This window comes from Synechocystis sp. PCC 7339, assembly GCF_019924095.1.
In the GTDB taxonomy this organism is placed as follows: Bacteria; Cyanobacteriota; Cyanobacteriia; order Cyanobacteriales; family Microcystaceae; genus Synechocystis.
Map to the genome: position 1 here is coordinate 2,134,356 of NZ_CP063659.1, position 24,740 is coordinate 2,159,095.

A 24,740-nucleotide genomic window follows, 5' to 3' on the forward strand; every position below is an offset into this window, starting at 1 on the left:
GCTTATCCAACGAAACGGCTACGGCGATCAGTCACCCAGAGAAATGCCACGATTCATTACTTCATCAATGCCATAAGGGCAAAATTCAGGAAACTCCAACCCCGTTTCCTTGAACCCATCGGCCCGGGCGGTCGGATAAATTTTGATTAGAGAATCATCAACCAAATAACGCTTTAAACTGGGACTATCCTGTAAGTAGAGAGCAATATTAGCCCTTTCCCGCTCAATCGTTCCTAGCCAACTGCGTGATCGCCGTTGGGGTTGATGATCCCACTTCAGTAAATAATGGATAATCAACCGCAAACTACTCAACAGGTGATCCCTTTCCCGCTTGGACAAATCCCGCACCTCCTCCACCAAATTTTCGATATCAAGTTCTGTAAACTTACCTGATTCGAGTAAATCGGCCATGGTTTCCGCCCATTGGCTGTAGTCTTGTTCGTATAATTGATCCATTTTGGTATCGACCATCAGTATTTGTGGTTAAATCCTAGCTTGACCTATTTAGAACATTATCGCCGGCACAATTTCCGACTCCAAACGGGCCGCCACTGCAAAAGCTAAAACAAATCTCCATATTCCGCCAACACCGCTAAGGGAGTCCTTAAGCTTCGTCGGTGGGATTCGGAGGGGTCAAGCTGAAACTGGATTTCGGCAATATGGCATCGAGTTTCGATTCTAGTGCGGCGAGTCGTATATTCTTCTGCTCTAGCTCGGCGTTGCTTTTCCTCAGCTCTTTCATCCTCTGCTCGTGTAAGATCTTCCGCTCTGCGTTGCTCTTCTTGAGCCAAGCGGTTTGTTTCTCGATTTCGACGGTTCCACTCAACGCCGAAATTAGCCAATGTAGCCAGGAGGGCCGCCACGGTGAGTCCATTGCTCCACCCTCGGGGGTTGGCAACGAGTCCGAGGAATTCAAAGTCGGTTTGGTCATAGAACCTCAAAAACGCAATAAAGTCGGTTTGGTCATAGAACCTCAAAAACGCAATGGCGATTAACAACAGGGTCAACACCGTTGAGGGCAATAACCCCAGGAAATTTAGCCCCATGGGAGCAATTCTTGGATCTTCTTTATTTTAGTGGACGGCTATGGGGGAATCCTAGGTGACGTCCAACAGCCCTTGTTCTTTCAGCTTGGGATTGAAGCGAATTTGTTGCGCCACTCCCCTGGCTTCGAGTTTGGCCAACACCTCTGCCTCTAGCCTACGGGCAATTTTTTTCAGGAGCTTGGGAGTATCCCCCGGTTCACTTTTGGCAACGGCGGCGGCTTCCTCCGGAGTCCAATAATCCAGGACATTGATGGATTCAGCCCAAAGTTTCTGACTCTCACCATTTCCAGGGGGATTTTCTCCAGTTAACCAATGATCTTGAATTTGAACCAACAGTTGGCGATCGGGGCGGTCGATGGTGTGTACTTTGAGACCATGGCAATGCTCCGGTTGGCGCACCAAATGTTGCAGTAGGCTAATGGCTAGATTACGGGAATAGCCCACGTACTGCAGGGTCTGATCCTGGTCAAAAATGGCGTAAACCCCAATACGTTTTTCGTAGCTTGGATCAATTTCCCCCGCCTCAGTTAGAAACGGTAAGGGTTTGAGATCGACTAAATCGGGAAGGGAATCCGCCATTGTGGAAATTTCAGGTTTAACGAAAAAATCTAATTGAGAATAGCTAACGTGAACTATTTCCCTGCAAGGGAGGAAGGAGAATTCCGCAACATTTTTGTTAAAAGGGAATATCGTCAGCACCGCCGTTGACATCGACGGGTTCAAATTCATCTGAGGGAGGGGGGAATGGCCCAGGCGCAGTGGCGTTGCCGCTATCTACCAAACTAATGCGGGAGGCAGTCAGCTCGGCCCGTTTTTCCTTAAAGCCTTCCTGCCGCTCCACTGTGTTCATACCCAAGCGCCCCTCGATAATTAGGCGATCGCCTGGGTGGTAGGTTTCTTTAATGGTGTTGGCCAAATTTCCCCAACCAACCACTTTCAAACTTTCCTTGGGGGAATCATCCCTCATACCGGGGAACTCCACTAGGAATTCACAGACAGGGGTTTGATTTTCTTTGGTAAAGCGTAATTCCGGCTCCCGAATGACGGTGGCCATTAAAACAAAACTGTTCATGGGGGCGATGACCTAAATTCTACGGTTGGGCAGTAATTGGTTGAATCTGGATGAATCGGGACAGGAATGGGCAGAATTGACCAGTGAAGTCAGCTCGGCCCAATTCTACCTCGATCGCCGACGGAGAGAGTAGTCACAATCTACTATTTTAATTACTAATTTACTGTGAAGCGAATAAATTTTTTCTTGCCCACCTGGAGTACTTTGCCGTCCAAATCTTCCGGTTGTTGGTATTCCTGGTTAACATCTGACTGGCGATCGCCATCTAAACGCACTGCTCCTCCCTTAATTTGACGCCGACCTTCACTGCTACTGGGGCACAGGTCAGTGGCACTAAGGAGATAGGCCAATTTAACCGGAAAGGCAACTTCCCCTAGGCAAAATTCCGGCACACTGTCCGTATTGCCTGCTTTCCCTTGGGTAACAATGGCCTCCGCTGTTTCCTGGGCGGCGATCGCCGCTTTCGCCCCATGGAATTGGGTGGTAACTTCCCTCGCTAGAAGCTTTTGGCACTGCCTGGGATTATCTGGTAATTCACCCAAATTTAGGTTTGTAAGCAACTCAAAATATCCCCCTAATAGGCGATCGGGCGTCTTTTCCAGCTTGGAATACATGGACAATGCGTCTTCCTGTAAGCCCACATAATTGTTCAGGGACTTAGACATTTTTTGTTGTCCGTCTGTCCCCAGCAAAATTGGTAACAGCAAACCGAACTGGGGCGTCAGGCCAAAATGCCTTTGTAAATCCCGACCCACTGCAATATTAAACTTTTGGTCGGTACCCCCCAGTTCCACATCCGCATGTACAGCGACGGAGTCATAACCCTGCATTAACGGGTAAAGAAACTCATGTAAAAAGATGGGATTTTCCTTTTGGAAACGTTCCGCAAACCCTTCCTTGGCCAACATTTGCCCCACCGTCATAGTTGAGAGCAGTTCTAAAATCCTACCCAGGTCTAAATTACTCAACCATTCCGAGTTGTAGCGGATTTCCAGTCTTCCGGGGGTATCAAAATCCAGAATTGGTTTTAACTGAGCCAGGTAACTCTCTGCATTGGCTTTAACTTGTTCCACCGTTAACTGTTTTCGCACCTCCGATTTTCCAGTCGGATCGCCAATTTGGGCCGTGAAATCGCCAATAATCACCACCGCCGTGTGGCCCGCATCCTGAAAGGCCCGCAATTTGCGAAAGGGAATGCTATGGCCCAGATGGATATCGGTGCCCGTGGGATCAATACCCAACTTCACCCGTAAAGGGCGATCGCCCTGGATTAAAACCCCCAAATTTTCCAAGGAGTTGGGGGAATCAGCATTATGGGGAAAAATTTCCGCCGTCCCCCGCCAGAGCCAATCGGGTTCAGAATTTACAGCCATAAATCACACAATAAAAACGACAGAGATTTCAGCGTTAAGCCTCATCGACAATGCCAAAAACCCGTTTAAATACCTTTTCCACCTTACTGCCAGAATCAATGGACTCCAGGGGATCTTTCCGTAAACGATGGCGCAAACAAAGTACAATCACCCGGCTGATGTCATCCACCGTTACCTCATTACGCCCTTCAAAAGCGGCGATCGCCTTGGCGGCCCGGTTGGTAACAATGTCCCCCCGTAACCCATCCACATCCAATTCGGCACAAACTTCAGACACTTTCACCCGGTAGTCATAATCAATGGTCACCTGGGGGAGTAAATTCTGGGCGTTAACAATTTTTGCCTGCAACGCCTCCTGTTCCGTTTGGTAATGGTCACAGAAAGGTTGGGGATTTTGGTCAAATTCCGTCCGTTGCTCCACAATCTTTACCCGTAGGGCCGGTTCCCGCACAGTGCGAATTTCAGCGTGCATACCAAATCGGTCTAATAATTGGGGCCGCAATTCCCCTTCCTCAGGGTTACCGGAACCTACCAACACAAAACGGGCTGGATGACGAATGGAAATGCCTTCCCGCTCCACCGTATTCCACCCCCCGGCGGCGGAGTCCAACAACACATCCACTAAGTGATCGTCCAACAGGTTAACTTCGTCCACATACAAAATGCCCCGGTTGGCCTTAGCCAATAGACCCGGTTCAAAGGCCTTAACCCCTTCCGAAAGCGCTTTTTCGATGTCAATGGTGCCACACACCCGGTCCTCCGTTGCCCCCAGAGGCAAGTCCACCATGGTGACTTTCTTTTTCACAATGGCAAGGGGCTCTTGGCTATCTACTCGGATGCGTACCTCCTCACTCATCATTTCTGGGTCGCTGGGGGAAGAGTTAAACGGATCGTTAGCCACCACCTCAATTTCTGGTAACAAATCCGCCAAGGCCCTAATGGTGGTGGATTTGCCTGTCCCCCGATCGCCCATGATCATCACACCGCCAATTTTGGGATCAATGACATTGAGCAACAGGGCCAACTTCATTTCATCTTGACCAACGATCGCCGTAAAAGGAAAAACAACACGGCGGGTTTTGCTGGGAGCGGCAAGGGTGGCAGTCATGGGCAAAGGGACAAAAATAAAAAATAATTAAAACTTATTAGATTCCGTGGGACCAGAAATCAAACTTGGTCAGGGGGAATTGAACTCCGCCAAGATCAACCAAGTTTTGGCATTCCATCGGGGGCGGCCAAAATCCGGCCGTTAACCATTTTGACACAAGGTTGGGAACCTGCCTGCAACGGTGAAACCTTGGCCCCAAAAAATATGGGAGAATGGGTTTGAGTGGCAAGCCTGGGTGCGTAGCTCAGTGGATAGAGCATCCGCCTTCTAAGCGGACGGTCGCAGGTTCGAATCCTGCCGCACCCGTTATTCCCGTCAACGTTAAGGATCTGCTATGAAATCCCGTGCCGCCGTTGCCTTTGAAGTGGGCCAACCCTTGGAAATCGTGGAAATAGATGTGGCCCCACCTAAGCAAGGGGAAGTCTTGGTCAAGATAACCCATACCGGGGTCTGCCACACGGACGCATTCACCCTCAGCGGCAATGACCCAGAAGGGCTTTTCCCCGTGGTGCTGGGCCATGAGGGCGCAGGCATTGTGGTTGAAGTGGGGGCAGGGGTAACCAGCGTTCAACCGGGAGACCACGTTATTCCCCTCTACACTGCGGAATGTGGGGAATGTTTATTTTGTCGTTCTGGCAAAACTAATCTTTGTGTTTCAGTGCGGGCCACCCAGGGAAAAGGGGTCATGCCCGATGGCACCAGTCGCTTTTCCTACAATGGCCAACCCCTCCACCATTACATGGGTTGTAGCACCTTTAGTGAATATACCGTCGTCGCCGAAGTGTCCCTAGCGAAAATTAATCCTGAAGCCAACCACGAACATGTTTGCCTACTGGGATGCGGCGTCACCACGGGCATCGGTGCTGTACACAATGCCGCCAAAGTGCAACCGGGGGACTCAGTGGCAGTGTTTGGCCTCGGGGGCATTGGCCTTGCGGTGATGCAGGGAGCTCGTCAGGCTAAAGCGGGCCGCATCATTGCCATCGACACCAATCCGGCTAAATTTGAGCTTGCCAGGCAAATGGGGGCCACCGACTGTATTAATCATCCTAGGGACTATGACCAACCCATTCAGCAAGTCATAGTCGAGATGACCGGCTGGGGAGTGGATCACTCCTTTGAGTGCATCGGCAATGTGGAGGTAATGCGTTCTGCCCTGGAATGTGCCCACCGGGGTTGGGGTCAATCTGTGATCATTGGCGTGGCAGGGGCTGGCCAAGAAATTTCCACCAGACCATTCCAGCTTGTTACCGGTCGCAGATGGATGGGTACAGCTTTTGGTGGTGTTAAAGGTCGTTCCCAACTGCCAGGTATGGTAGAACAATCCATGCGGGGGGAAATTGAACTGGCTCCCTTTGTCACCCACACCATGGCCCTCAGCGAGATTAATCAAGCCTTTGACCTCATGCATGAAGGCAAATCGATTCGCAGTGTGATCCACTACTAATACAACCCATGGAACGATTAGAACACCATGCCAGCTTTGGCGGTTGGCAAAGCGTTTATCGCCATCACAGTGCCGTGCTCAATTGCGCCATGAACGTTGCCATTTATCTTCCTCCTCAAGCTACTAGTCAACGTTGCCCAGTTTTGTACTGGCTGTCGGGCCTCACCTGCACGGAACAAAATGCCATTACTAAAGCCGGTCTACAGCAACACGCTGCTAAGCATGGACTAATTATTGTGGCGCCGGACACCAGTCCCCGGGGTGAGGGCATAGTTGACTCTGAAGATTATGACTTGGGTATAGGGGCCAGTTTCTATCTCAATGCCACCCAACCGTCTTGGGCTGCCCATTACCGTATGTATGATTATGTGGTGCAAGAACTGCCGATATGGGTTGAAGATAATTTTCCCGCCACCGATGCCCGGAGTATTTTTGGCCATTCCATGGGGGGTCATGGCGCCCTGGTCATTGCCCTGCGTAATCCTGGTCGCTATCGCAGTGTTTCAGCCTTTGCTCCCATTGTTGCCCCCACCCAGGTGCCTTGGGGACAAAAGGCTTTCAGGACTTACCTTGGGGATGACCAGTTAAGCTGGCAACCGTGGGATACCTGTGCTCTGATTAAATCCGCCCCGGAGCGGTTCCCCCTTTTGGTGGACTATGGGGACGCCGATCAATTCCTCGCCACCCAACTGCGGCCAGAATTACTCCAAGCGGCTTGCGAGGCGGCTAACCATCCTCTCACCCTCCGGTTGCAACCGAGCTACGACCACAGCTATTACTTCATTGCCAGCTTTATGGGTGAGCATATCGATTGGCATGGAGCGGCGTTGCTAGATTGATTTGCGTCTAATCTTCTTTGTTGAAGGGAAGGAAAAACTTTCTTTTGTTATTACTATGCCCGAAAAACATTTAAAGCAATGGGCGTTACGGCAGGCCAGGAAAACTATCTACGTACTGAATTTTAACGTCGGCAAAGGATTCAACAATTTTAATTTTGGTATCGGGAAAGGAGTTCACAATTTGCCATTGCCCACATTGATTAGGAAAGCTTTCTACTAGTTGCACCTTAAGATGGGGAAAGGCATTTACCACCTGCACTGTGAGATCGGGAAAAGAATCAACTAATTGAATTTTGCCTTGGAGGAGGTGACCATTAAAGCTACAATCGGCGGCGTTGATGCTTTCTTCTGCCTGCATACCACGATTAATGAAGACGGAAAATAAACAGTTAAAAACTAGTATCATTGCCAACTTAGTTTTCATTAGCATCTGCTCCCAATCATGGTCAATGCTATGGAGTGACCTGGACCACTTTTGACAAAACAAACAGGCTACCTTCGCCGCCCCTACCAATTCTCAAATCGTCATCAAGATAGGTGATTTCTAAGAAGGGAATTCTTCCCTCCGGCGATCGGGCGGGCACAACTTTGGCTGGATCTAATTTGGGGGTAGGCACACCCATTAGTTTTTGCACAGAAATTATTCTTTCAAGAAATTCCACATTGATGCGTTTATCGGGCAAGACTGCCCCAGCCGGTTTGGCAATCTCAAACTTTGCCGTTACTTTGACGTAACCTTTTGCTAAACCCAGGGGATGGTAAACAAAAGCTTGATTGAGAAATGATTGATTGGGGACGTTAATAATTTGATAAATACGGCCAACTTTCAGTCCTAGGGGCAGCTTATCTAGAGATCTAATTTCCCTAGCAGTGGAGTAATTTAGTAACCAATTGCCATCTAGTAATTGGGGTGAGTATAGCAATGGAGATAGGTTGGGATTGAGGGTCTCAATCGCCGTCACTAGGGATTCAATTTGGTTGGAAGTATTTGCCGGTAAAGTACGGTTGGTGAGGGGAGCACCCCGCTTGGCTTTTTGTAGAGGCTGAATCAGTGCGAATAGTTTTTGCTTTAGGTTTTGACGGTCTGGATCCATAATTAATTTAATTAAAATGTAAGGCTAGCCAAATGCAGGGTGGTTCATTACTGGTAAATGTTACCCGATGTTTTTGCCGAGCCGGAATAAGCAAATAATCCCCTTGATTAAGGCTAATCACTGCACCGGTATCGTAGGTTATTTCCGCTTTTCCCTGCAATAATACTACCCATTCTGGACGGTCTTGATCGTACCATTTCCCCTCTGGAGTTATTTGCCCAGTGGAAATAATTCGTTCCAAAGTAATATTTTTATTTTCCAGCAACAGATCAAATTGTTCTTGATCCGGTAGGGGATTGGGTAGTTGCCAAAGGTTTTTCATCGTATGGTCAGGAGTAAAAGTTTCAGCAGGTCAACTAGGTTCACAGTTTGGTTCCCCAACAATAAACCGCCCCAGACTCCGATCAGAAAACCAGGGCGGTTTGATATTTATCAACAACTGGCAGATCAAACCAAAGTGGCGATCGCCTTTTGCAGAATTTTCACTGCCTGGGCAATTTCTGCTTCCGTTACCACCAAGGGTGGCACAAACCGTAACACCTTCGGGCCAGCGGGAGCCAGTAGTAGTCCTTCTTCCATGGCAACCTTAACGATGTCTATGGAAGTGAGAGAACTTTCGGCGCTAATTTCCAAGCCGTTGATCAAGCCCCAACCCCGGACTTCGGTAAAGAGTGTGGGATATTGATTTTTAATGTCCGCCAAGCCACTCCGTAGCTGTTCCCCCCGGGCCTGGACATTGTCCAACAGGCGATCGCCCTCGATGGTTTTTAACACCGCTAGCCCAGCGGCACAGGCAAAGGGATTGCCGCCAAAGGTACTAGCATGGTTACCCGGCTCAAACACGTCACAGAATTTTTTGCACATCATTGCCCCGATGGGAATGCCCCCGGCCAGGCCCTTAGCACTGGTGAAAATGTCTGGCTCTACCCCCAGATGTTCGTAGCCCCACAACTTGCCGGTGCGTCCTACCCCCACCTGCACTTCGTCGAAGACCAGCAAAATATCGTTTTGGTCACAAATGTCCCGCACCCTTTTGAAATAATCCAAATCTCCGGGGCGGACTCCCCCTTCCCCTTGTAATGGTTCCAGGAAAATGGCCGCCACCCGACTATTACCTTCGTCTAAATCTGCCACCTTATTTTCCAAGGAGCGAATATCGTTGTAGGGCACGTAATCAAAGCCCGGCACCAGGGGATCAAAATACTGCTGATATTTCGGTTGGCCTGTGGCGGTGATGGTGGCCAAGGTGCGGCCGTGGAAACTAGCTTTGGCGGTGAGAATAACGGGCTGTTCCAGGAAATCTAGAACGGTGTGGGCATATTTTCGCACCAATTTAATCGCAGCTTCGTTGGCCTCTGCCCCGGAGTTACAAAAGAAAACCCGGTCCGCACAGGAGTGGTTCACAATCCATTTAGCCAGCTCTCCCTGCTCAGGAATGTAGTATAGATTTGAGACGTGGTGGAGCTTTTGAATTTGCTCAGAAACTGCATTAATTAGGGCTGGATGGGCGTGGCCGAGGGTACAGGTGGCAATGCCAGCGACAAAATCAAGATAACTTTTGCCCTGGGTATCCCATAAAGTACTTCCCTGGCCCCTGGCGATCGCAATGGGAAAACGCCCATAGGTTTTCATCACATAGGCATCAAAATCTTCGGTTTTAAACTCAGCGGCAGTGGATAGGTCGGTCACGGCAAAAGCTTGGGGTTCGACGGGGTCAACAACAGGGGAATAGGTCACAGGGGGCTCCTAACGCGTTAGACTGGCCAAATTTGGATATGGTCTGCAGGGGTAGGGTCACCCCTCTGAAATAATTGTCTCCTGATCTTAAATCGACTGACCTGTTTTAAGTGAGGTTTTAGGATGGGATTGGGATCACCAAGTCAGGGAAACCTGTTAAATCTGATCGATCGCCAGGGGCGCAGGTTAAGGCAGGAATTAATGGCCGGGGCCATTACCCTAGCGAGCCTATTTGTGATCGGTACGGCCTGGTATAGGTACGTAGAAGGCTGGACTTGGTTGGATGCTTTCTATATGACCACCATCACCTTGGCCACCGTTGGTTTTGGGGAAACCCATCCCCTTAGTCCGGCATCCCGTTTGTTTACCATTTTGCTGATTTTGATGGGCCTATTGACCATCGGCTACATGGTAAACCGTTTCACCGAAGCCTTTATCCAGGGATATTTTCAAGACAGTTTACGCCGGCGGCAGGAGCAAAAGGTGATTGAGCGATTGGCAGACCATTACATTCTGTGTGGCTATGGACGCACGGGACAACAAATTGCCTTTGAGTTTGCGGTGGAAAATATTCCCTTTGTGGTAATTGACGCTTCCCCAGAAATTATCATCCAAGCCAAGCTGAGGGACTATGCCGTCCTCCAGGGGGATGCCACCTTGGACGAAACCCTCCTAGCGGCCCATATTGAACGGGCTATTTGTATTGTTTCCGCCCTTTCCTCCGATGCGGAAAATCTTTACACTGTGCTTTCCGCTAAAACCCTTAATCCTCAAATTCGGGCGATCGCCAGGGCCAGTTCCGAAGAAGCGGTGCAAAAACTTAAACGGGCTGGGGCTGATGAGGTAGTTTCCCCCTACATTACCGGAGGTAAAAGGCTAGCGGCAGCGGCACTGCGGCCCCAGGTGGTGAGTTTTGTCGATGGCATCTTGACGGGGGCGGATCGGTCTTTTTATATGGAAGAATTTCGTATTGGGGCCCAGGACTGCCCCTACATTGGCCAAACTTTGCGGGAAGCCCAACTCCGGGCCCAATCGGGGGCATTAATTCTGGCCATTCGTCGCCAAGATCATAAATTAATTGTGGGCCCCATGGGGGACACCCATTTACTAGATGCTGATGCCCTCATTTGCCTAGGCACAGTGGAACAACTCCGCGCCCTCAATCAACTCCTTTGTCCCCTCAATCCGGCGCCGGTGCGTCTGCCCAAAAACCATCGTTAGTATCAAGGAATGCCACCATTATGCTTTTCCACTTAGCTAATTTGCCCTACTGGTTACTACTGGCGGTGGGGGTGCTCTGCCTAGGGTTAATGATTATCTCCGGTGATGGAAATGAAGACCTAGATCTGGAAGTGGAGATGGCCCTCGATGCAGTACCGGACGTAGAAATCACCCATTTGGATGTGGAGCTTGATCAAGGGGGAGCCATAGAGGAAGGGGAAGCGGTGCCCATGGCCCTGCAAGTACTCTCCTTTTTTGGTTTGGGCAAAGTTCCGTTAATGATTCTTCTGGGCATAGATTTTAGTCTCTGGGGGGTAATCGGCTGGATACTCAATGTGGCCGTTGGTACGGTAACGGGGACTATACCTAGTCAGTTATTGGGTTGGGCTGGGATAATTTTCCTGATTTCCTTGGCCATCAGTCTTTGGCTTGGTCGGTTGGCGTCCCGTCCGATCGCCAATTTATTTAAAACCTTTAGCCAGGATGTCAGCGCAGAACGGGTCATTGGTTGTACCGGCACTGTCACTTCAAAAAAATTACCCTACCTAGCCAATGGCACCATCGGCCAAGCCCACGTTTACGACAATGCTGGCAACTTACTAACTTTGAGCGTTAGTCTACCGGATTGGGCCACCGTCATTCCCCACCATAACCAGGAAATTTTGATCATCGACCAGTCCCCCAAGGGTTATGGCTATTTGGCGATCGCCAAGGACAGTTCCGACCAGGATAAATGGTTAAAGTCTTGAATACCCAAATTTTCGATGTTAGTCAAAATTCCACCAGTTCAAAGCATTGTCTAGACTGGAGAAAAAATTGCGAGGATTAACCCCATGACCGTAGCCCTCGACCGAGAAATCATTTACCCCGACAGCGATGGACAGCCCATGGCCGACAACACAGAACAATTTGAGTGGATTGTTCTCCTAAAGGAAAATTTGGAATGTCTTTTCGCCCAAAACCCAGACGTATTTGTGGGGGGAGACCTGTTGTGGTATCCGGTGGAAGGACACCCAGAAATTCGTGTGGCACCGGACGTCATGGTGGCCCTGGGCAGACCCAAGGGGAAACGGGGTTCCTACCGCCAGTGGCAGGAAAATAACCAACCGCCCCAAGTGGTGTTTGAAATTTTATCCCCCGGCAACACCCTCAAGGAAATGACGAAAAAGTTGAAATTCTATGACCATCATGGCGTCGAAGAGTACTATATTTACGATCCGGATGACAATGAGCTGACTGGGTTGCAGCGCATTGACGGAGAGTTGACCATTATCGAAGAAATGGCCAATTGGGCGAGTCCTTTGCTGGGCATAAAATTTGAGTTGACCGCTGACACTTTGCGGGTTTATTACCCCGACGGGCGACTTTTTCTCTCCACAGTGGAATTAGCAACCCAGGCTGAACAGGCATCCCAACGAGCAGACCAAGAGGCCCAACGGGCTGAGCGGGAAAAACTCCGGGCCGAATTAGCGGAAGCGGAAAACGATCGCCTCAAGGCATTATTAGCGGAGGCCGGCATTGACGTTTAATCGTTATCCAGGTAACGGCAGGATCAATGGTGCAGATTAACTATTTTTCCCAGCACCCCGAGCCTGTTTAGCCATGGCAATCAATACTTGGTGGGCATCTTCAGAATCCTGCAGAGGTTGCTCAAATTCGATGCGGATAGTTTTCGAGCCCCCCTCACTTTCCACCACTAAATCCATGCCCGTGGGGTCAATGGCCTGCATCTGGGCCGTAGTCACGTTAGTCTGTTGACCAAAGACCTGGGCATAAAGGGCGATCGCCGAGGCGTGATCTTCGTTCATGTGCTTACAAATACGGTCACTGATAGCAGGGGTGAGGGGATCGGCCATAGTTTTTGCAAATGAAAAAATAAAAAATTTAAAAATTAACTAAGATTTTGTCCGGGGCAATGTGGGTTAGGAAAAATTCCTCCCCAGCGGAATCCTGCAAGGCTTCCAAATAGGATTCAATGCCCTTTGGTTGGGGCAACGGATCAATATCTGCTAGATGTGACCCCAGAGCCGATTTCATCTGTGCCGCAGTTTCTTCCAAGTTTTTCCCTGTGGCGATACAGCCGGGCACGTCGGGACAGTAAGCAGAAAAGCCCGTGCTACTTTTTTCTAAAACCACAAGATATCGATCAATCATTTCAATCCTGCCTGTTTGAGGATACTTGCTAAAGTTCCTTTGCGAACATCATCGCTCAATTTTCCTGAGACATTCACTTTACCAGTTTTAGTAGGATGTTTAAACTGTCGATGACTACCAACAGTGTTCACCAAAAACCAACCATCTGATTCTAACAATTTGATGATGTCTCGTACTCTGGTTGCCGTTTCTTAATGTCCAGACAGGGAAAGCATTGGACAAAAAAATGTCAAAAAAAACCCCCACTAAACTAGTGGGGGTAACCGTCATTTAGACCTAGCCGCGCCAGGTAACTTTCGGCAGAATGTGCTTTTGATCCACCCGGTCTTTGTACTTGGTGGCAAAGTTCAACAGGGAATCAAGCAAAGAATCAGACAGGAAGTGGGGTTGCAGTCCCAGATCCAGCAGATTGGTATTAACGGCGTTGAAGTAATGTTCTTCCAGTTCTACCCGAGGATTTTCCAAGTGGTCGATTTCCACTTTCAGTCCGAGATCTGCGCCAGCTTTTTGTACCATCTGGGCCAGGTCACCGACACTGAATAGTTCTGTGTACTGGTTAAACACCCGGAATTGACCTTTATCGACCGGGTTGGCGATCGCCAATTCAATACAGCGCACCGTATCCCGAATATCCAGCAAACCACGGGTTTGGCCACCTTTACCGTACACTGTCAGGGGATGACCAATGGCCGCCTGAATGCAAAAACGGTTTAAAGCAGTACCAAATACACCGTCATAATCAAGACGGTTGATCAGCATTTCATCCATGCCGGTCTCATCGGTGAGCACCCCGTAAACGATGCCCTGGTTCAAATCCGTGGCCCGCAGACCCCAGATTTTGCAAGCGAAGTGAATGTTGTGGCTATCGTGGACCTTACTGAGGTGATAGAAACTACCGGGTTGTTTGGGGTAGGGCAGGGTGTCTTTCCGACCCTTGTGCTCAATGGTGATGTAGCCCTCTTCAATATCAATATTGGGCGTACCGTATTCCCCCATGGTGCCGAGTTTGACCAAATGACAATCGGGAAAATCTTCCTTCAGTGCATAGAGCAGATTCAAGTTACCCAACACGTTATTAGCCTGGGTCAACACCGCATGTTCCCGGTCAATCATGGAAAAAGGGGCCGACCGTTGTTCCCCAAAATGCACCACCGCATCGGGCTGGAACTGGCGGAGGGCATTAGTCAAAAAGGGATAGTCGTTAATATCGCCAATAAACAGGTCGATCTTCTTACCGGTCAACTCATACCAACGATCAATGCGTTGCCGGATGGGGGCGATCGGGGTTAGGGTTTCCGCCCCTAGTTGGGCATCCCAATAGCGGCGGACTAGACTGTCCAAAATACCGACTTCATAGCCTTTGTTAGAGAGATACAGTGCCGTGGCCCAACCACAGTAACCATCACCGCCAATAACCAGAGCTCTCATATTAAATCCGAGTAAATGTCTATCACTGATATCTGTCCAATTTATCAGGTTGGGGGACAGCCGGGGGTTAAGACGGGGAACTATAATCAGACATTGTGCTGTTCATTACTTTGCCCTATTTCCCATGAATGTTTCTCACCGTCGCTATCACATTATTACCTTTGGCTGTCAGATGAATAAGGCGGACTCGGAAAGGATGGCCGGCATTCTGGACAATTTGGGTATGACCTACACCGATGATCCCAATCAGGCGGATTTAGTCCTCTACAATACCTGTTCCATCCGAGACAACGCCGAGCAAAAAGTCTACTCCTACCTGGGAAGACAGGCCAAACGCAAACAAACGGAACCGAAATTAACCCTGGTGGTGGCGGGCTGTGTGGCCCAACAGGAGGGGGAACAGTTATTACGGCGGGTGCCAGAGTTAGATTTAGTAATGGGGCCCCAACATGCTAATCGGCTAGATCAGTTACTAGAACAGGTGTGGGCTGGTAGTCAAGTGGTGGCGACGGAAAGCTTGCACATTATGGAAGACATCACCAAACCCCGCAGGGAAAGTACCGTTAGTGCCTGGGTGAATATTATCTACGGTTGTAATGAACGCTGTAGTTATTGTGTGGTGCCCAATGTGCGGGGGGTAGAACAATCCCGTACTCCGGAAGCCATTTATGGGGAAATGGCAGTCCTGGCCCAACAGGGATTTAAGGAGGTCACACTGCTGGGGCAAAACATTGATGCCTACGGCCGGGATTTACCAGGCACGACTCCATCGGGTCGCCATCTCCATACCCTGACGGATTTGCTTTACCACGTCCACGACATTGAGGGGATCGATCGCCTGCGGTTTGCCACTAGCCATCCCCGTTATTTCACCGAACGGTTAATTCAAGCCTGCCAAGAGTTGCCAAAGGTCTGTGAACATTTCCATATTCCTTTCCAATCGGGGGATAACGACATTCTTAAAGCCATGAAACGGGGCTACACCAGGGAAAAGTATCTACAGATCATTGAAAAAATCCGTCGCTATATGCCCGATGCGGCCATCAGTGCCGATGTGATTGTTGGTTTTCCAGGGGAAACGGAAGCCCAGTTTGAAAATACCCTCAACTTAATTGAAGAGGTGGGTTTTGACCTGCTTAACACCGCCGCCTATTCTCCCCGCCCCGGCACCCCCGCCGCCTTCTGGGACAATCAGTTATCTGAGGAAGTAAAAGGAGATCGCCTACAAAGGTTAAATCATTTGGTTTCTACCCAGGCCATGGAACGTTCCCAGCGTTATCTGGGGCGAGTGGAAGAAGTGTTGGTGGAAGGGGAAAACCTTAAGAGTCCGGGGCAGGTGATGGGACGTACCAGGGGCAACCGCTTAACTTTCTTCCAAGGAGACATTGGCGAACTGTTGGGTCAAACGGTACCGGTGAAAATTACCGAAGCCCGGGCCTTTAGCCTCACCGGGGAAGCTTTAAGTTTAGTTACTGCCTAGGCGAAAAAGTTATTGCCCAAAAAAATTCCTGCCACAATGAAGATTAGCAGAAATTCAACAGTCCGATCTTTGGGAGGTGATAGTTATGGCTCTACGTCAAGGTTTTTACATTGGTGCCCTGGGGCTAGCATTAACCTCAGTTTGGCCTCTATCTGCCTGTGCCATTACCCCCTCCTTCCCCCCGGCGGAAGAGAGCAGTCAAGGGGAAAATGGCGATCGCCAAGGGACCTATCTAGCCCAAGCCTCCAAGACAAGTATTTTTATGGCGGATCAGGAGTCGGGCAAAATTGATGGGCAAGTCAGCCAGGGCCAACTTACCGCCATCCTCAAGCACACTAAGGTGACCCAGGATGGATACGAATCCTGGACTCCCACCGTCACAGTGCAATGGCAAGGACAAACGGTAGCCTTAGTGGAAGGTACGGAAGCGATGTTTCCCACTGCCCTAGTACAAATCGCCCCCATGGATGCGGCCAATGCCCAGTCCGCAGTAATCTTTGCCACCTATACCGGCGGTGCCCATTGTTGTAACGAAGTCAAAATCATTACCAGTCAAGCCCAGGGACAGGATTGGTTCGTGGTGGATCTGGGTTTATTTAACGGTGGCCCCCACGAAGCCGCCGACTTAGATGGGGATGGTTGGTATGAGTACGCTGAGATAGATAACCGTTTTCTTTACCGTTTTTCCTCCTATGCCGGTAGTGCGGCCCCGGCCCAAATTTTAGCCCTGCAAAATGGGGAAGTGGTGGACGTTTCCTTTGAATCTCGTTTTCAGTTCATCCATCGAGAAAATGCCCAATCTATGGAAAAAGAATTACCAGAAATAATGGGGCAAGATTGGGAAAAAAATGGGTTTCTGGCGGCCTACGTAGCGAATAAAGCCCTAATTGGAGAACTAGATGATGGTTGGCAGACCATGCTTAAATACTACGACCGGGAATCTGATTGGGGATTAACCACTTGTTTGGAGTACGACGACCAAAGTAAATGTTTAAAGGAGGTTAAATACGACTCCTATCCCGATGCTCTGCGAGCCTTTTTGGTAGAAACGGGCTATATCGAGGCTGACTTTAGGGCTGACAATAGCACTTTTTGAACAAGTTCTCACAGCTCGTTTGTAGAGCTTTATTTTACCTCCTAAATCGACTAAATAAAGCTTGGAAAAATTGTAGGCACTTTCCTTGCGTTTCCCTGCAACATGGGAGGCGTGTTTTTCAACATCTTCCCTAATAAGCTCCCTTCCTAAACAACAATATTCTGATTGTTTCCACAAGGATGTCCCAATCAAGGTTTAATGACCAGTTATCAATGTAGTACAAATCTAGGCGGGCAACGTCGTCGAAACTGCCAATATCCGATCGCCCGGAAATTTGCCATAGTCCTGTAACCCCAGGCATTACCTGATGACGAATATGATGCCAGGCATCAAACCGTTCCACGTCCCGCAGGGGCAGAGGCCTGGGGCCCACCAAACTCATTTGCCCCATTACCACATTGAATAATTGGGGAATTTCATCCAAACTACTGCGGCGCAGAAAATGTCCGAGGGGGATAATGCGGGGGTCACGTTTGAGCTTGAACATGATGCCATCATCGTTTTCATTGGCGGCTTCCAGCTTTGACTGGAGCAGGGGAGCATTGACCACCATGGTGCGAAATTTCCACATTTGAAAAGTTTTGCCCTGGAGTCCCACCCGTTCCTGGCGGAAAAAAGCAGGGCCCGGGGAGGATAGTTTGATCGCAATGGCGATCGCCAAAAATAGGGGAGAAAGCAAAGCAATGCCCAATAAGGCTCCACTATAGTCCAAAGATCTTTTGAGGCGGTAATCCAATCCCACCAGTAAGGGAATTTCCACCCGCACCGTTGGTAGACCAGCAAAAATTTCCGGCATGCCCCGACGGTAGAGCATATCTCGGCTGGATGGTAATAGTCTTAGGGCAATGTTTTCCCCCCGTAAATGCCAGTACAAACTAGAGGCTAAATCCGCTTCAGGCAAGGCTTCAGCAAGAACTTCCTGGGCCCCGGATGCCAAAATTTGTTGCAAAGTATGATGGCTGTGGGCAGTGCTGGCCAGGGCGGCCCCCACCACTCGGTATTGGGAACGTCTCTCTAGGGTGACGGTGAGGTGCTGAATACGGTAGGAGGTGGCGATAAGGAAAATGGGGATAGCTTGGCGACTTTCCAGGGGACTGAGGACAAGGCTAGTCCCAAAACGGGCTAGGGTGACGAAAATAATGCTAGTACCCCAAGCTGAAAAAAATAGGGAACGGGGCAGGTCGATCGCCGGGTCGTAAAAATATTTCGCCACCAGGGTGAGGAGAAAAACGTAGCTGATCAGTTTAATGACGCCGAGAAAGTTTTGAGTACGGGTCTGGGGACGGTATAAACCCCCGTAGGTAAAAACAATCAGAACAATGACGGCGTAACACCAAAATAAACTGGGCAATCCCCACCAGGTCCACCAAACAAACTGGGGCGGAGGCGGGGAATAGAAATCATTGAGGCGGTGCGCCGCAATCCAAGCTAACAGTAGAGCACCAAAGTCCGCCCCTAGCAAAAAAATTAGTTTCAGCCACTGGGGGGGAGCTAAATGCACCCCGGAAAAATTATGGGGAGCCCGAATGTCCGTTGCCAGAAAGTTTTTACTGAACCATTTATTCATCCGCTGTCCCTGGGGGGCTGAATGGACATCGCCACTGATCTAAGCCTACCCTTTCCATTGCCAGGGGAAATCAGCTATTAACGTATTGTTGCAACAGTTTTTCTAACTGACTAACAGGAGCCCGGGGAGATAACCTCGGTAAAGTAATTTCCCCCGTCGGCGATCGCCACACAAGCACCGGAATTTCATATTGGTAGGCGGCCCACCATGGTTCATTGGTGGTAATGTCACGGACTTCTAGCTCAATGGCCAGGCTGTCAATTTGGGCTAATTTTTCCATCAATCCTTCACAGAGATGGCAACCGGGCTTGCTGTATAAAATTAATTCCATAATGTTGCGGTTAGTTTTCACCATTGGTGCAGTCTTGCCTGTTTGAACTTTGAGGGTCAGGAAAATCCAGGTAACCTATTGAAAATGAATCGCCCCTCTGGACTTGTTGCCCAGGGAATAAAGCCAGGCGATCGCCGACAGGATTAACAATAAAACCACCACCCAATCCCCCCAACGGCTATAGGGACTGAGATTCTGACGACGGTAAATGGGGCCAGCGTGGATTTGATACTGGTTCATAGCCGATAACCAGAGAGTCTCTCCCCGGGGATTAATTATCGCTGAAAGTCCCGTGTTGGTGGCCCGGGCCAGCCACCGATCGCCTTCAATGGCTCGCATCACGTCCAGGGCATGGTGTTGAGCGGCCATGGTGTCGCTGTAATGGGCATTATTAGCGCTAGAAAGAATAAATTCCCCTCCCTGTAGGAGTTGGGAACGTAATAAATGGGGAAAAGCAGACTCGTAGCAGATGACCACCGCTGCTGGACCGAAGGGAGTTGGTAACGCCTGGGGGCGATCGCCGGGGAGTAACTGCTCTTTGAGGGGGGAAAGCCGTTGGATTAATTGCCCAAAAACGTTACTGAGGGGGATATATTCCCCCAGAGGCACCAGCTTAACTTTGTCGTAGCGACCCTGCAATTGTCCTTGGCCATCAATGGTAAAGAGGCTATTGGTGTAACCATTTTCCTTAGTGCCATAGGCCCCCAACCACACCGGCACCTGGGTTTGCAAAATAGCTTGGTAAAAACCACTTTTGGCCACCACCGTTTCCCAAAGATAGGGTAAGGCTCCCTCCGGGGTGAGTACTATTTCTGTTCCTTGCTCAGTTAGTTTTTTGTAACCTTCTGTGTAACCGGCGATCGCCCGGCGCCAACCTTCACTATTAAATTTAATTTGATTGGGAATATTGCCTTGGATAATGCCCACATTAAGGCTTTGTTCTGGTACATCCGCCAAGGGTTTTTGGTAAAGTAACCAACCTCCTCCCTGACAACCAAGCCAGATCACCATAGCCAGGAGGAAATAGGGCCAACTATGGCCATGATTGTTAGAGGTTTTAGCATCTAAAAAATCAATTAAAGCTAAGGCTAACAGTCCATTAATAGCCACAATAAAAGTAGTTAATAACGCCGACCCCCCAAGAGATCCCCACTGCAAAAAATATAATTGACTAGGACTTTGGGTATAGGCCACCGGACTCCACCACAGAATGGAATAGCTCCAGAGGGTTTCCAAAGTACACCAACTGGCGGTACCCCAAAGAATTAAGGACAAATTTCTAAAAATAGGATTAACCTTTGTCCGGGCTGTGGTAACTCGCCAAACCGCCATGGCCAATAACCAAACCCATACCAGGATAATGCCCCAAGCTGTGATTGCTAACCAACAAAAAGCGGCGATCGCCAGACTGGCCAGCCAAGGTACCCCCAACCAAGTGAGGGGATGAACTCCAGTGATCCAAAATAAGGCGATGCCGTAGAAACCACCGCCCCAGGCTGTGGCCGCTAGTAGTGTTGAAAGTAAAAAAGCTTTTGGTGGAAGTAAATCAGGATTGGTAGTATTTTTCCTCAAAACCCGAAACCAGAGGGGAATCTGGGCCAACCAAGCTAAATAAGTCCAGCCTAAAGGAGCCGTCGCTAAACCCATAGCCATGCCCCCCAAAATTAAGGAGATTAAGCTCCCCACCATGGCATTTAATTTTTGTCTATTCAATGAACTTTAACCCTTAAAATAAACCTATTTTAGAAGTTGAGTCGTTGGTGTCAAATGCTTCCTTGATAAGGACAGAAATTTTAGATAGGACTGCCTTTTGAAACAGAATTTAAAATAGTAAATCCATCGATCTAAACTTTGCAAACAAATTTTCAAATAAGCCATTGGTTAAAGTTGCTGGGCTCGACTTTGGGCTTGGTTAATTAGGGTCTGGGCCTGGTCATAAACGGTGGTGCCTGGCTGTACCTTTTGTAGTTGATTAATAATTTGGCTAATTTCCCCTTTAATACGGTTGCGGCCTTGACTGTCACTGCTGGGGGGCAGATTAGTTAATAGGTTTTGAATTTGGTTTTGGGCTTGGTCAAATTGGTCTATGGCTCCCTGTTCCGCCGCTAAATTGATGCGAATTTTACCAAGGGTTTCTGTATATTCCGCCAGAAAAGTTTGGGCGGATAAATATTGGGCATCTTGGGGTTGCACCATTTGCAATCTTTGGATGGCTTCTTGATATAAATTCAATACTTCCTGCCATTGATTCGTCGTTAACGGAGCCTGGGCCATGGTTTGATCGGCCCGCTGGGCAAATTGCTGAGCCGCCATCACCATGGTTTGGGTTTGATTTGTCGCCGCCACTAAACCCACCACCTGTTGGAATTCCTGTTCATAGTTGCGCAAACGATTGGTAGTTTGGCTCCCGGCCAAGGTTTCCTCTGGGATTAGGATCAATTGATTGACGGCCTCCTGCCAACTTGCGATCGCCGCTTGCCGTTGTTCTGGGGTCGTGGCCTGTTCATAACTAGCTTTCGCTCCCTGAATATTCTGCTCCGCTGTGGTCAGGGCTGATAGGGCATTTTTTTCCTGAAAAACCCTGGCCTCCATACGTCCCACCTGGGCCCGGGCCTGCTGAAATTCGTCAAAGGTGAAATTCCAAGAACAGCCCCCCATAAATTGGCACACTTTCACCGGCTCATAGCCCAGGAACCATACCGGCAATTGGTCCAAATTCTGCTGGGCTAAGCGTACTTTTTCTGCCCCCAATTCAATATCCGCCGCACTGGTGGCATTATTCACCAACTGATCCGCTTGTTCTCCATGGGCGATCGCCTCGCGATAATTCCTGTCCATATTAAGATAACTGGGCAAAAGCAACATGGGAGCCACCCGAGCCACGGGCCGCCGCACCATCGGGTAGGGTAAATTCACCAACCAAATTAAGCCCATAAAACCCACTAAACCAGCGCCCACAACTCCCCCTGCTTTTAGCCAGAGGCGCCATGGCTGAGCCGTATTTAATTTCGCCGCCTTGGTTAGGATTTGATCGCCCATGGTAGGGAACATATCCGTCACCTGCCCAACCAAATCTTCCTTACCCAAAGGTTTACCCTTTTCCTGGGCCAATTGGTTTAAGCGTTTGAGGACAATATCCTTTTGCACCTCAAAACCGAGGGATTCCGCTTCCCGATTGATTTCCTTGGTTAAAAATGACTTTGCTTTGGCATTGAGACGCATAACGGTTTCTCCCCTTTAGACCAAAACGCAACGGCAGATTATTCCCATTCTATTTTGGCTTGATGGTGTTGCGAGATTATTGGTTAAATCAAAGAACGCCACAGGGTTTGGAGTTTAAGCTCAATTTCTGCCACTTCCTTGAGGGGATCGGAACCCGCCACAATGCCAGCTCCGGCGTATAGTCTGGCTCGGTTGCGGGAAAGGAGGGCGGAACGAATACCGACAATAAATTCGCTATTGCCTTCGCTGTCTAGCCAACCCAGGGGAGCGGCATAGAGATTGCGGTCAAAGGTTTCATGGCGACGAATTAAATCTTCGGCGATCGCCACAGGGACACCGGCCACGGCGGGAGTGGGATGGAGTTGTTCCACCAGGGCCAGGGGATGGATGTGGGGGGGGAGGGGGGCTTGGATTTGGGTCCAGAGATGCTGGATATTGGCTAATTTGAGCAATTTCAAGGAAGAAGCCTGAGGGCTTAAGCCCAATGCCCGTAGACGCTGGAGCAGGTAGTCCAACACCGCTTGATGTTCCCGCAATTCCTTGGGATTGTGCAATAACTGTTGTCCCAATTGGCGATCGCCTGGGACATCCGCAGCCCTGGGGGCCGAACCGGCCAGAGCGTCAGTGACCAACTGTTGATTATGCAAACTCAGTAATCTTTCTGGGCTAGCCCCCACAAAACAGTCTCCCTGGCCATTGCCCCAGGAAAATAAATGACAATCTCCATACTGTTGCCGCAGTCTTTGCAAACAATGGGCCGTATTGAACCGACAACCATAGTCCAAATCCAATGCCGTTGCCAACACCACCTTACTCAATCTTTGTTGGGCAATTTCCTCCAAGCTAGAGGCGATCGCCGTGGCAAGCTTGGCTACTTCCGTTTCCGTCAGCCGGGGAGCCCTTGCCCCAATGGGGGGAGTATGGAGATCCCTAGAGGGTTTTACTCGACGGATGGCACTGAGCGTTGCACCGATAAAATCCACCAAATCGGTAATATCGGTATTAACATCCAGACTAACTTGCCAGCTTAACAAGCACTGCTGGGACGTTTTCACCACCTGAATTTGGGGTAAAAACAAAAAAGAATTAGCAAAAGGATTGCGGTTGGAGGTGCGGTCAAAAAAGCTAAAGCCACAAAAAATGTAGGGGCGCTGACTCCGGCCCTGGGCATTGCCGATGGGGACTAAACGCTGGAAACAGTCCTCTGCAAACTGTTGGGCCAAACTGAAACGATACTTGCCGGAAATCCTCAAGGACTGGCAAATGCCAAAGGCCAAGATGGTTTCCCCCCGCTGGGGATTTTCACCGTAGAAATGGACCTGATCTTGGACATTGAGCGCCCCAAATACCGCCAGGGGATCAACCTTTCCCAAGTTCTCCGTAAAGCTCCACAGGAACCGTTGGCCAGAAGCAAGACTCCTCTGCTGTTCCACCAGATAACCGTGCAGAACCGAGGAATTATCGAGGGAGCATGGATGACGGTCGAGGAGGGGTGTCGCAACGGACATCAGGGACGATCAGAGATTATCAATCAAAATTATCGAGTTTCGGAGACCGCTGTACCCATTACCCAAAGCGGGTGAGGGGAATCGAACCCCTATCATTAGCTTGGAAGGCTAAGGTTTTACCACTAAACTACACCCGCGTGTTGTCCTAGCGTTTTTAAGACTAACATATTTTGCCTAGACTTTTGTCAGGAGAACTTTCCCGTTGGCCACCCTTCCCCCCGCTCAATCTTCCCCCTGGCGTTTATTGCCCTACATCCAAGCTCCCGGTAATTTACAAATGGCGTTGGATCAATGGTTATTGGAAGATTATTTTCCCCACACCGGGCGATCGGTGTTGCGTTTCTACGGTTGGTCTAGGCCCACCATTTCCCTGGGTTATTTGCAAAAATCCTGGCCAGACCATTGGCGGCAATTAACTTGGCAAGGGCAATCGCTTGGGTTGGTAACGAGGCCCAGTGGTGGGAGGGCAGTGTTGCACCAAGGGGGGCTAACCTATGCTGTCGTAAGCGGGGCGAGCGGAGGTAAACGCCGGGAAATTTATCGACACATTTGCCAATTCCTCATCCAGGGCTGGGGCCAGTTGGGGCTACCCTTAACCTACGGCCAGGGGGGCCGGGGTTATATCCACAACGCCAGTTGCTTCAGCACCGCTACAGTGGCGGATTTAGTCAGTGCCACGGGGGATAAATTAATTGGCAGTGCCCAACGGCAAACGTCCAGTGCCCTTCTGCAACACGGAGAAATGGTTTGGCATGGCGATCGCCATTTGTTTGAACTTGTCTTTGGACAACCGGCCCCATGGCAAAAAACCATGGCGGAGTTGACCAGTTATCCGAATCTGTCCCGGATTTTACAGGTTTTGACCACTTCAGCCCAACAGCATTTTCAATCCTGCTTACAGTGGGAACCCCTCACCTCCCAGGAGTGGGCAATGGTGAAGGAAAAGTGCAGGAAATACTGAAGCGGATTTTGGCTGGATTTCCTGCCCGTTGTGAATCAGGTTGAAACTGAACCCCA

Annotated in this window: 27 protein-coding genes and 2 tRNA genes; 9 read left to right on the forward strand and 20 right to left on the reverse strand. The window is 49.6% G+C overall.

From position 1 onward, the window contains the following. Window positions 1–27: 27 nt before the first annotated feature. The 6 genes from IQE94_RS10160 to bchI form a co-directional block, all read right to left on the reverse strand. On the reverse strand, window positions 28–471 hold the full coding sequence (locus tag IQE94_RS10160; protein WP_223341849.1) for a DUF29 domain-containing protein: 444 nt from the start codon (window positions 469–471) through the stop codon (window positions 28–30). 89 nt (window positions 472–560) lie between these two features. Then, window positions 561–1,046, reverse strand: coding sequence for a hypothetical protein (locus IQE94_RS10165; protein WP_223341850.1), 486 nt, complete (start codon window positions 1,044–1,046; stop codon window positions 561–563). 51 nt (window positions 1,047–1,097) lie between these two features. Beyond that, window positions 1,098–1,625 carry a GIY-YIG nuclease family protein gene (locus tag IQE94_RS10170; protein WP_223341851.1) on the reverse strand — a complete coding sequence of 176 codons (528 nt, stop codon included), beginning with the start codon at window positions 1,623–1,625 and terminating at the stop codon, window positions 1,098–1,100. Between the two features lie 97 nt (window positions 1,626–1,722). Continuing rightward, window positions 1,723–2,118 carry a single-stranded DNA-binding protein gene (locus tag IQE94_RS10175; protein ID WP_223341852.1) on the reverse strand — a complete coding sequence of 132 codons (396 nt, stop codon included), beginning with the start codon at window positions 2,116–2,118 and terminating at the stop codon, window positions 1,723–1,725. A 155-nt stretch (window positions 2,119–2,273) separates the two neighbouring features. Further along, the gene (tyrS, locus tag IQE94_RS10180; RefSeq protein WP_223341853.1) at window positions 2,274–3,491 is read right to left on the reverse strand and encodes a tyrosine--tRNA ligase; all 1,218 of its coding nucleotides are present in this window, start codon (window positions 3,489–3,491) and stop codon (window positions 2,274–2,276) included. A gap of 34 nt (window positions 3,492–3,525) precedes the next feature. Beyond that, the gene (bchI, locus tag IQE94_RS10185) at window positions 3,526–4,599 is read right to left on the reverse strand and encodes a magnesium chelatase ATPase subunit I (protein ID WP_194017662.1); all 1,074 of its coding nucleotides are present in this window, start codon (window positions 4,597–4,599) and stop codon (window positions 3,526–3,528) included. Window positions 4,600–4,832: 233 nt separating this feature from the next. Here bchI and IQE94_RS10190 point away from each other — a divergent pair. The 3 genes from IQE94_RS10190 (at window position 4,833) to fghA (ending at window position 6,885) form a co-directional block, all read left to right on the forward strand. Next, window positions 4,833–4,905: transfer RNA gene (locus tag IQE94_RS10190), tRNA-Arg, on the forward strand. A 28-nt stretch (window positions 4,906–4,933) separates the two neighbouring features. Next, entirely contained in the window at window positions 4,934–6,046 is a 1,113-nt protein-coding gene (locus IQE94_RS10195; RefSeq protein ID WP_223341854.1) for an S-(hydroxymethyl)glutathione dehydrogenase/class III alcohol dehydrogenase, read from the forward strand. Between the two features lie 8 nt (window positions 6,047–6,054). Beyond that, on the forward strand, window positions 6,055–6,885 hold the full coding sequence (gene fghA / locus IQE94_RS10200; RefSeq protein WP_212717987.1) for an S-formylglutathione hydrolase: 831 nt from the start codon (window positions 6,055–6,057) through the stop codon (window positions 6,883–6,885). 85 nt (window positions 6,886–6,970) lie between these two features. Here fghA and IQE94_RS10205 read toward each other — a convergent pair whose 3' ends face one another. The 4 genes from IQE94_RS10205 to IQE94_RS10220 all read right to left on the reverse strand — a co-directional run bounded on the left by IQE94_RS10205 (window position 6,971) and on the right by IQE94_RS10220 (window position 9,716). Further along, entirely contained in the window at window positions 6,971–7,309 is a 339-nt protein-coding gene (locus IQE94_RS10205; protein ID WP_212717989.1) for a hypothetical protein, read from the reverse strand. Window positions 7,310–7,337: 28 nt separating this feature from the next. Continuing rightward, window positions 7,338–7,979 carry a PAP/fibrillin family protein gene (locus IQE94_RS10210; RefSeq protein ID WP_212717991.1) on the reverse strand — a complete coding sequence of 214 codons (642 nt, stop codon included), beginning with the start codon at window positions 7,977–7,979 and terminating at the stop codon, window positions 7,338–7,340. A 7-nt stretch (window positions 7,980–7,986) separates the two neighbouring features. Beyond that, window positions 7,987–8,301, reverse strand: a complete 315-nt coding sequence (locus IQE94_RS10215) for a cupin domain-containing protein (protein ID WP_212717993.1) — start codon at window positions 8,299–8,301, stop codon at window positions 7,987–7,989. 125 nt (window positions 8,302–8,426) lie between these two features. Further along, window positions 8,427–9,716 (reverse strand): aspartate aminotransferase family protein, encoded by a 1,290-nt coding sequence (locus IQE94_RS10220; RefSeq protein ID WP_212717996.1) that lies wholly within the window; start codon window positions 9,714–9,716, stop codon window positions 8,427–8,429. A 123-nt stretch (window positions 9,717–9,839) separates the two neighbouring features. Here IQE94_RS10220 and IQE94_RS10225 point away from each other — a divergent pair, with 123 nt between their 5' ends. From IQE94_RS10225 to IQE94_RS10235, 3 genes are all read left to right on the forward strand, one after another. Continuing rightward, window positions 9,840–10,937 (forward strand): TrkA family potassium uptake protein, encoded by a 1,098-nt coding sequence (locus IQE94_RS10225; protein ID WP_212717998.1) that lies wholly within the window; start codon window positions 9,840–9,842, stop codon window positions 10,935–10,937. A gap of 20 nt (window positions 10,938–10,957) precedes the next feature. Continuing rightward, window positions 10,958–11,686 (forward strand): OB-fold-containig protein, encoded by a 729-nt coding sequence (locus tag IQE94_RS10230; protein ID WP_223341855.1) that lies wholly within the window; start codon window positions 10,958–10,960, stop codon window positions 11,684–11,686. 84 nt (window positions 11,687–11,770) lie between these two features. Next, on the forward strand, window positions 11,771–12,466 hold the full coding sequence (locus tag IQE94_RS10235) for a Uma2 family endonuclease (RefSeq protein WP_212718000.1): 696 nt from the start codon (window positions 11,771–11,773) through the stop codon (window positions 12,464–12,466). Window positions 12,467–12,502: 36 nt separating this feature from the next. Here IQE94_RS10235 and IQE94_RS10240 read toward each other — a convergent pair whose 3' ends face one another. The 4 genes from IQE94_RS10240 to IQE94_RS10255 all read right to left on the reverse strand — a co-directional run bounded on the left by IQE94_RS10240 (window position 12,503) and on the right by IQE94_RS10255 (window position 14,519). Beyond that, complete coding sequence (locus IQE94_RS10240; protein ID WP_212718001.1) at window positions 12,503–12,793, reverse strand: DUF2470 domain-containing protein; 291 nt, start codon at window positions 12,791–12,793, stop codon at window positions 12,503–12,505. Window positions 12,794–12,821: 28 nt separating this feature from the next. Further along, window positions 12,822–13,091 (reverse strand): type II toxin-antitoxin system HicB family antitoxin, encoded by a 270-nt coding sequence (locus IQE94_RS10245; protein ID WP_212718002.1) that lies wholly within the window; start codon window positions 13,089–13,091, stop codon window positions 12,822–12,824. Then, window positions 13,088–13,258: a type II toxin-antitoxin system HicA family toxin gene (locus IQE94_RS10250; protein WP_370630540.1), complete on the reverse strand. Its 171-nt coding sequence runs from the start codon at window positions 13,256–13,258 to the stop codon at window positions 13,088–13,090. The genes IQE94_RS10245 and IQE94_RS10250 overlap by 4 nt, the downstream gene beginning before the upstream one ends. A gap of 109 nt (window positions 13,259–13,367) precedes the next feature. Further along, complete coding sequence (locus IQE94_RS10255) at window positions 13,368–14,519, reverse strand: NAD-dependent epimerase/dehydratase family protein (RefSeq protein WP_212718003.1); 1,152 nt, start codon at window positions 14,517–14,519, stop codon at window positions 13,368–13,370. Between the two features lie 124 nt (window positions 14,520–14,643). Here IQE94_RS10255 and miaB point away from each other — a divergent pair, with 124 nt between their 5' ends. Both miaB and IQE94_RS10265 read left to right on the forward strand, forming a co-directional pair. Further along, complete coding sequence (miaB, locus tag IQE94_RS10260; protein ID WP_212718004.1) at window positions 14,644–15,999, forward strand: tRNA (N6-isopentenyl adenosine(37)-C2)-methylthiotransferase MiaB; 1,356 nt, start codon at window positions 14,644–14,646, stop codon at window positions 15,997–15,999. An 85-nt stretch (window positions 16,000–16,084) separates the two neighbouring features. Continuing rightward, the gene (locus IQE94_RS10265) at window positions 16,085–17,095 is read left to right on the forward strand and encodes a hypothetical protein (protein ID WP_223341857.1); all 1,011 of its coding nucleotides are present in this window, start codon (window positions 16,085–16,087) and stop codon (window positions 17,093–17,095) included. A gap of 130 nt (window positions 17,096–17,225) precedes the next feature. On the opposite strand, the gene IQE94_RS10270 is transcribed toward IQE94_RS10265, so the two are convergent. The 6 genes from IQE94_RS10270 to IQE94_RS10295 all read right to left on the reverse strand — a co-directional run bounded on the left by IQE94_RS10270 (window position 17,226) and on the right by IQE94_RS10295 (window position 23,860). Further along, complete coding sequence (locus IQE94_RS10270) at window positions 17,226–18,662, reverse strand: sugar transferase (protein ID WP_212718005.1); 1,437 nt, start codon at window positions 18,660–18,662, stop codon at window positions 17,226–17,228. Window positions 18,663–18,732: 70 nt separating this feature from the next. After that, window positions 18,733–19,014, reverse strand: a complete 282-nt coding sequence (locus IQE94_RS10275) for a glutaredoxin family protein (protein ID WP_212721745.1) — start codon at window positions 19,012–19,014, stop codon at window positions 18,733–18,735. A 54-nt stretch (window positions 19,015–19,068) separates the two neighbouring features. Further along, window positions 19,069–20,640: an apolipoprotein N-acyltransferase gene (lnt, locus tag IQE94_RS10280; RefSeq protein WP_212721749.1), complete on the reverse strand. Its 1,572-nt coding sequence runs from the start codon at window positions 20,638–20,640 to the stop codon at window positions 19,069–19,071. A 234-nt stretch (window positions 20,641–20,874) separates the two neighbouring features. Then, window positions 20,875–22,215: a hypothetical protein gene (locus IQE94_RS10285; RefSeq protein WP_212718006.1), complete on the reverse strand. Its 1,341-nt coding sequence runs from the start codon at window positions 22,213–22,215 to the stop codon at window positions 20,875–20,877. Between the two features lie 83 nt (window positions 22,216–22,298). Beyond that, window positions 22,299–23,723 carry an isochorismate synthase gene (locus IQE94_RS10290; RefSeq protein WP_212718007.1) on the reverse strand — a complete coding sequence of 475 codons (1,425 nt, stop codon included), beginning with the start codon at window positions 23,721–23,723 and terminating at the stop codon, window positions 22,299–22,301. Window positions 23,724–23,789: 66 nt separating this feature from the next. Beyond that, window positions 23,790–23,860, reverse strand: a tRNA-Gly gene (locus IQE94_RS10295). Window positions 23,861–23,925: 65 nt separating this feature from the next. On the opposite strand from IQE94_RS10295, the gene IQE94_RS10300 reads away from it, so the two are divergent. Next, window positions 23,926–24,684 (forward strand): biotin/lipoate A/B protein ligase family protein, encoded by a 759-nt coding sequence (locus IQE94_RS10300; RefSeq protein ID WP_223341858.1) that lies wholly within the window; start codon window positions 23,926–23,928, stop codon window positions 24,682–24,684. Window positions 24,685–24,740: the final 56 nt, after the last annotated feature.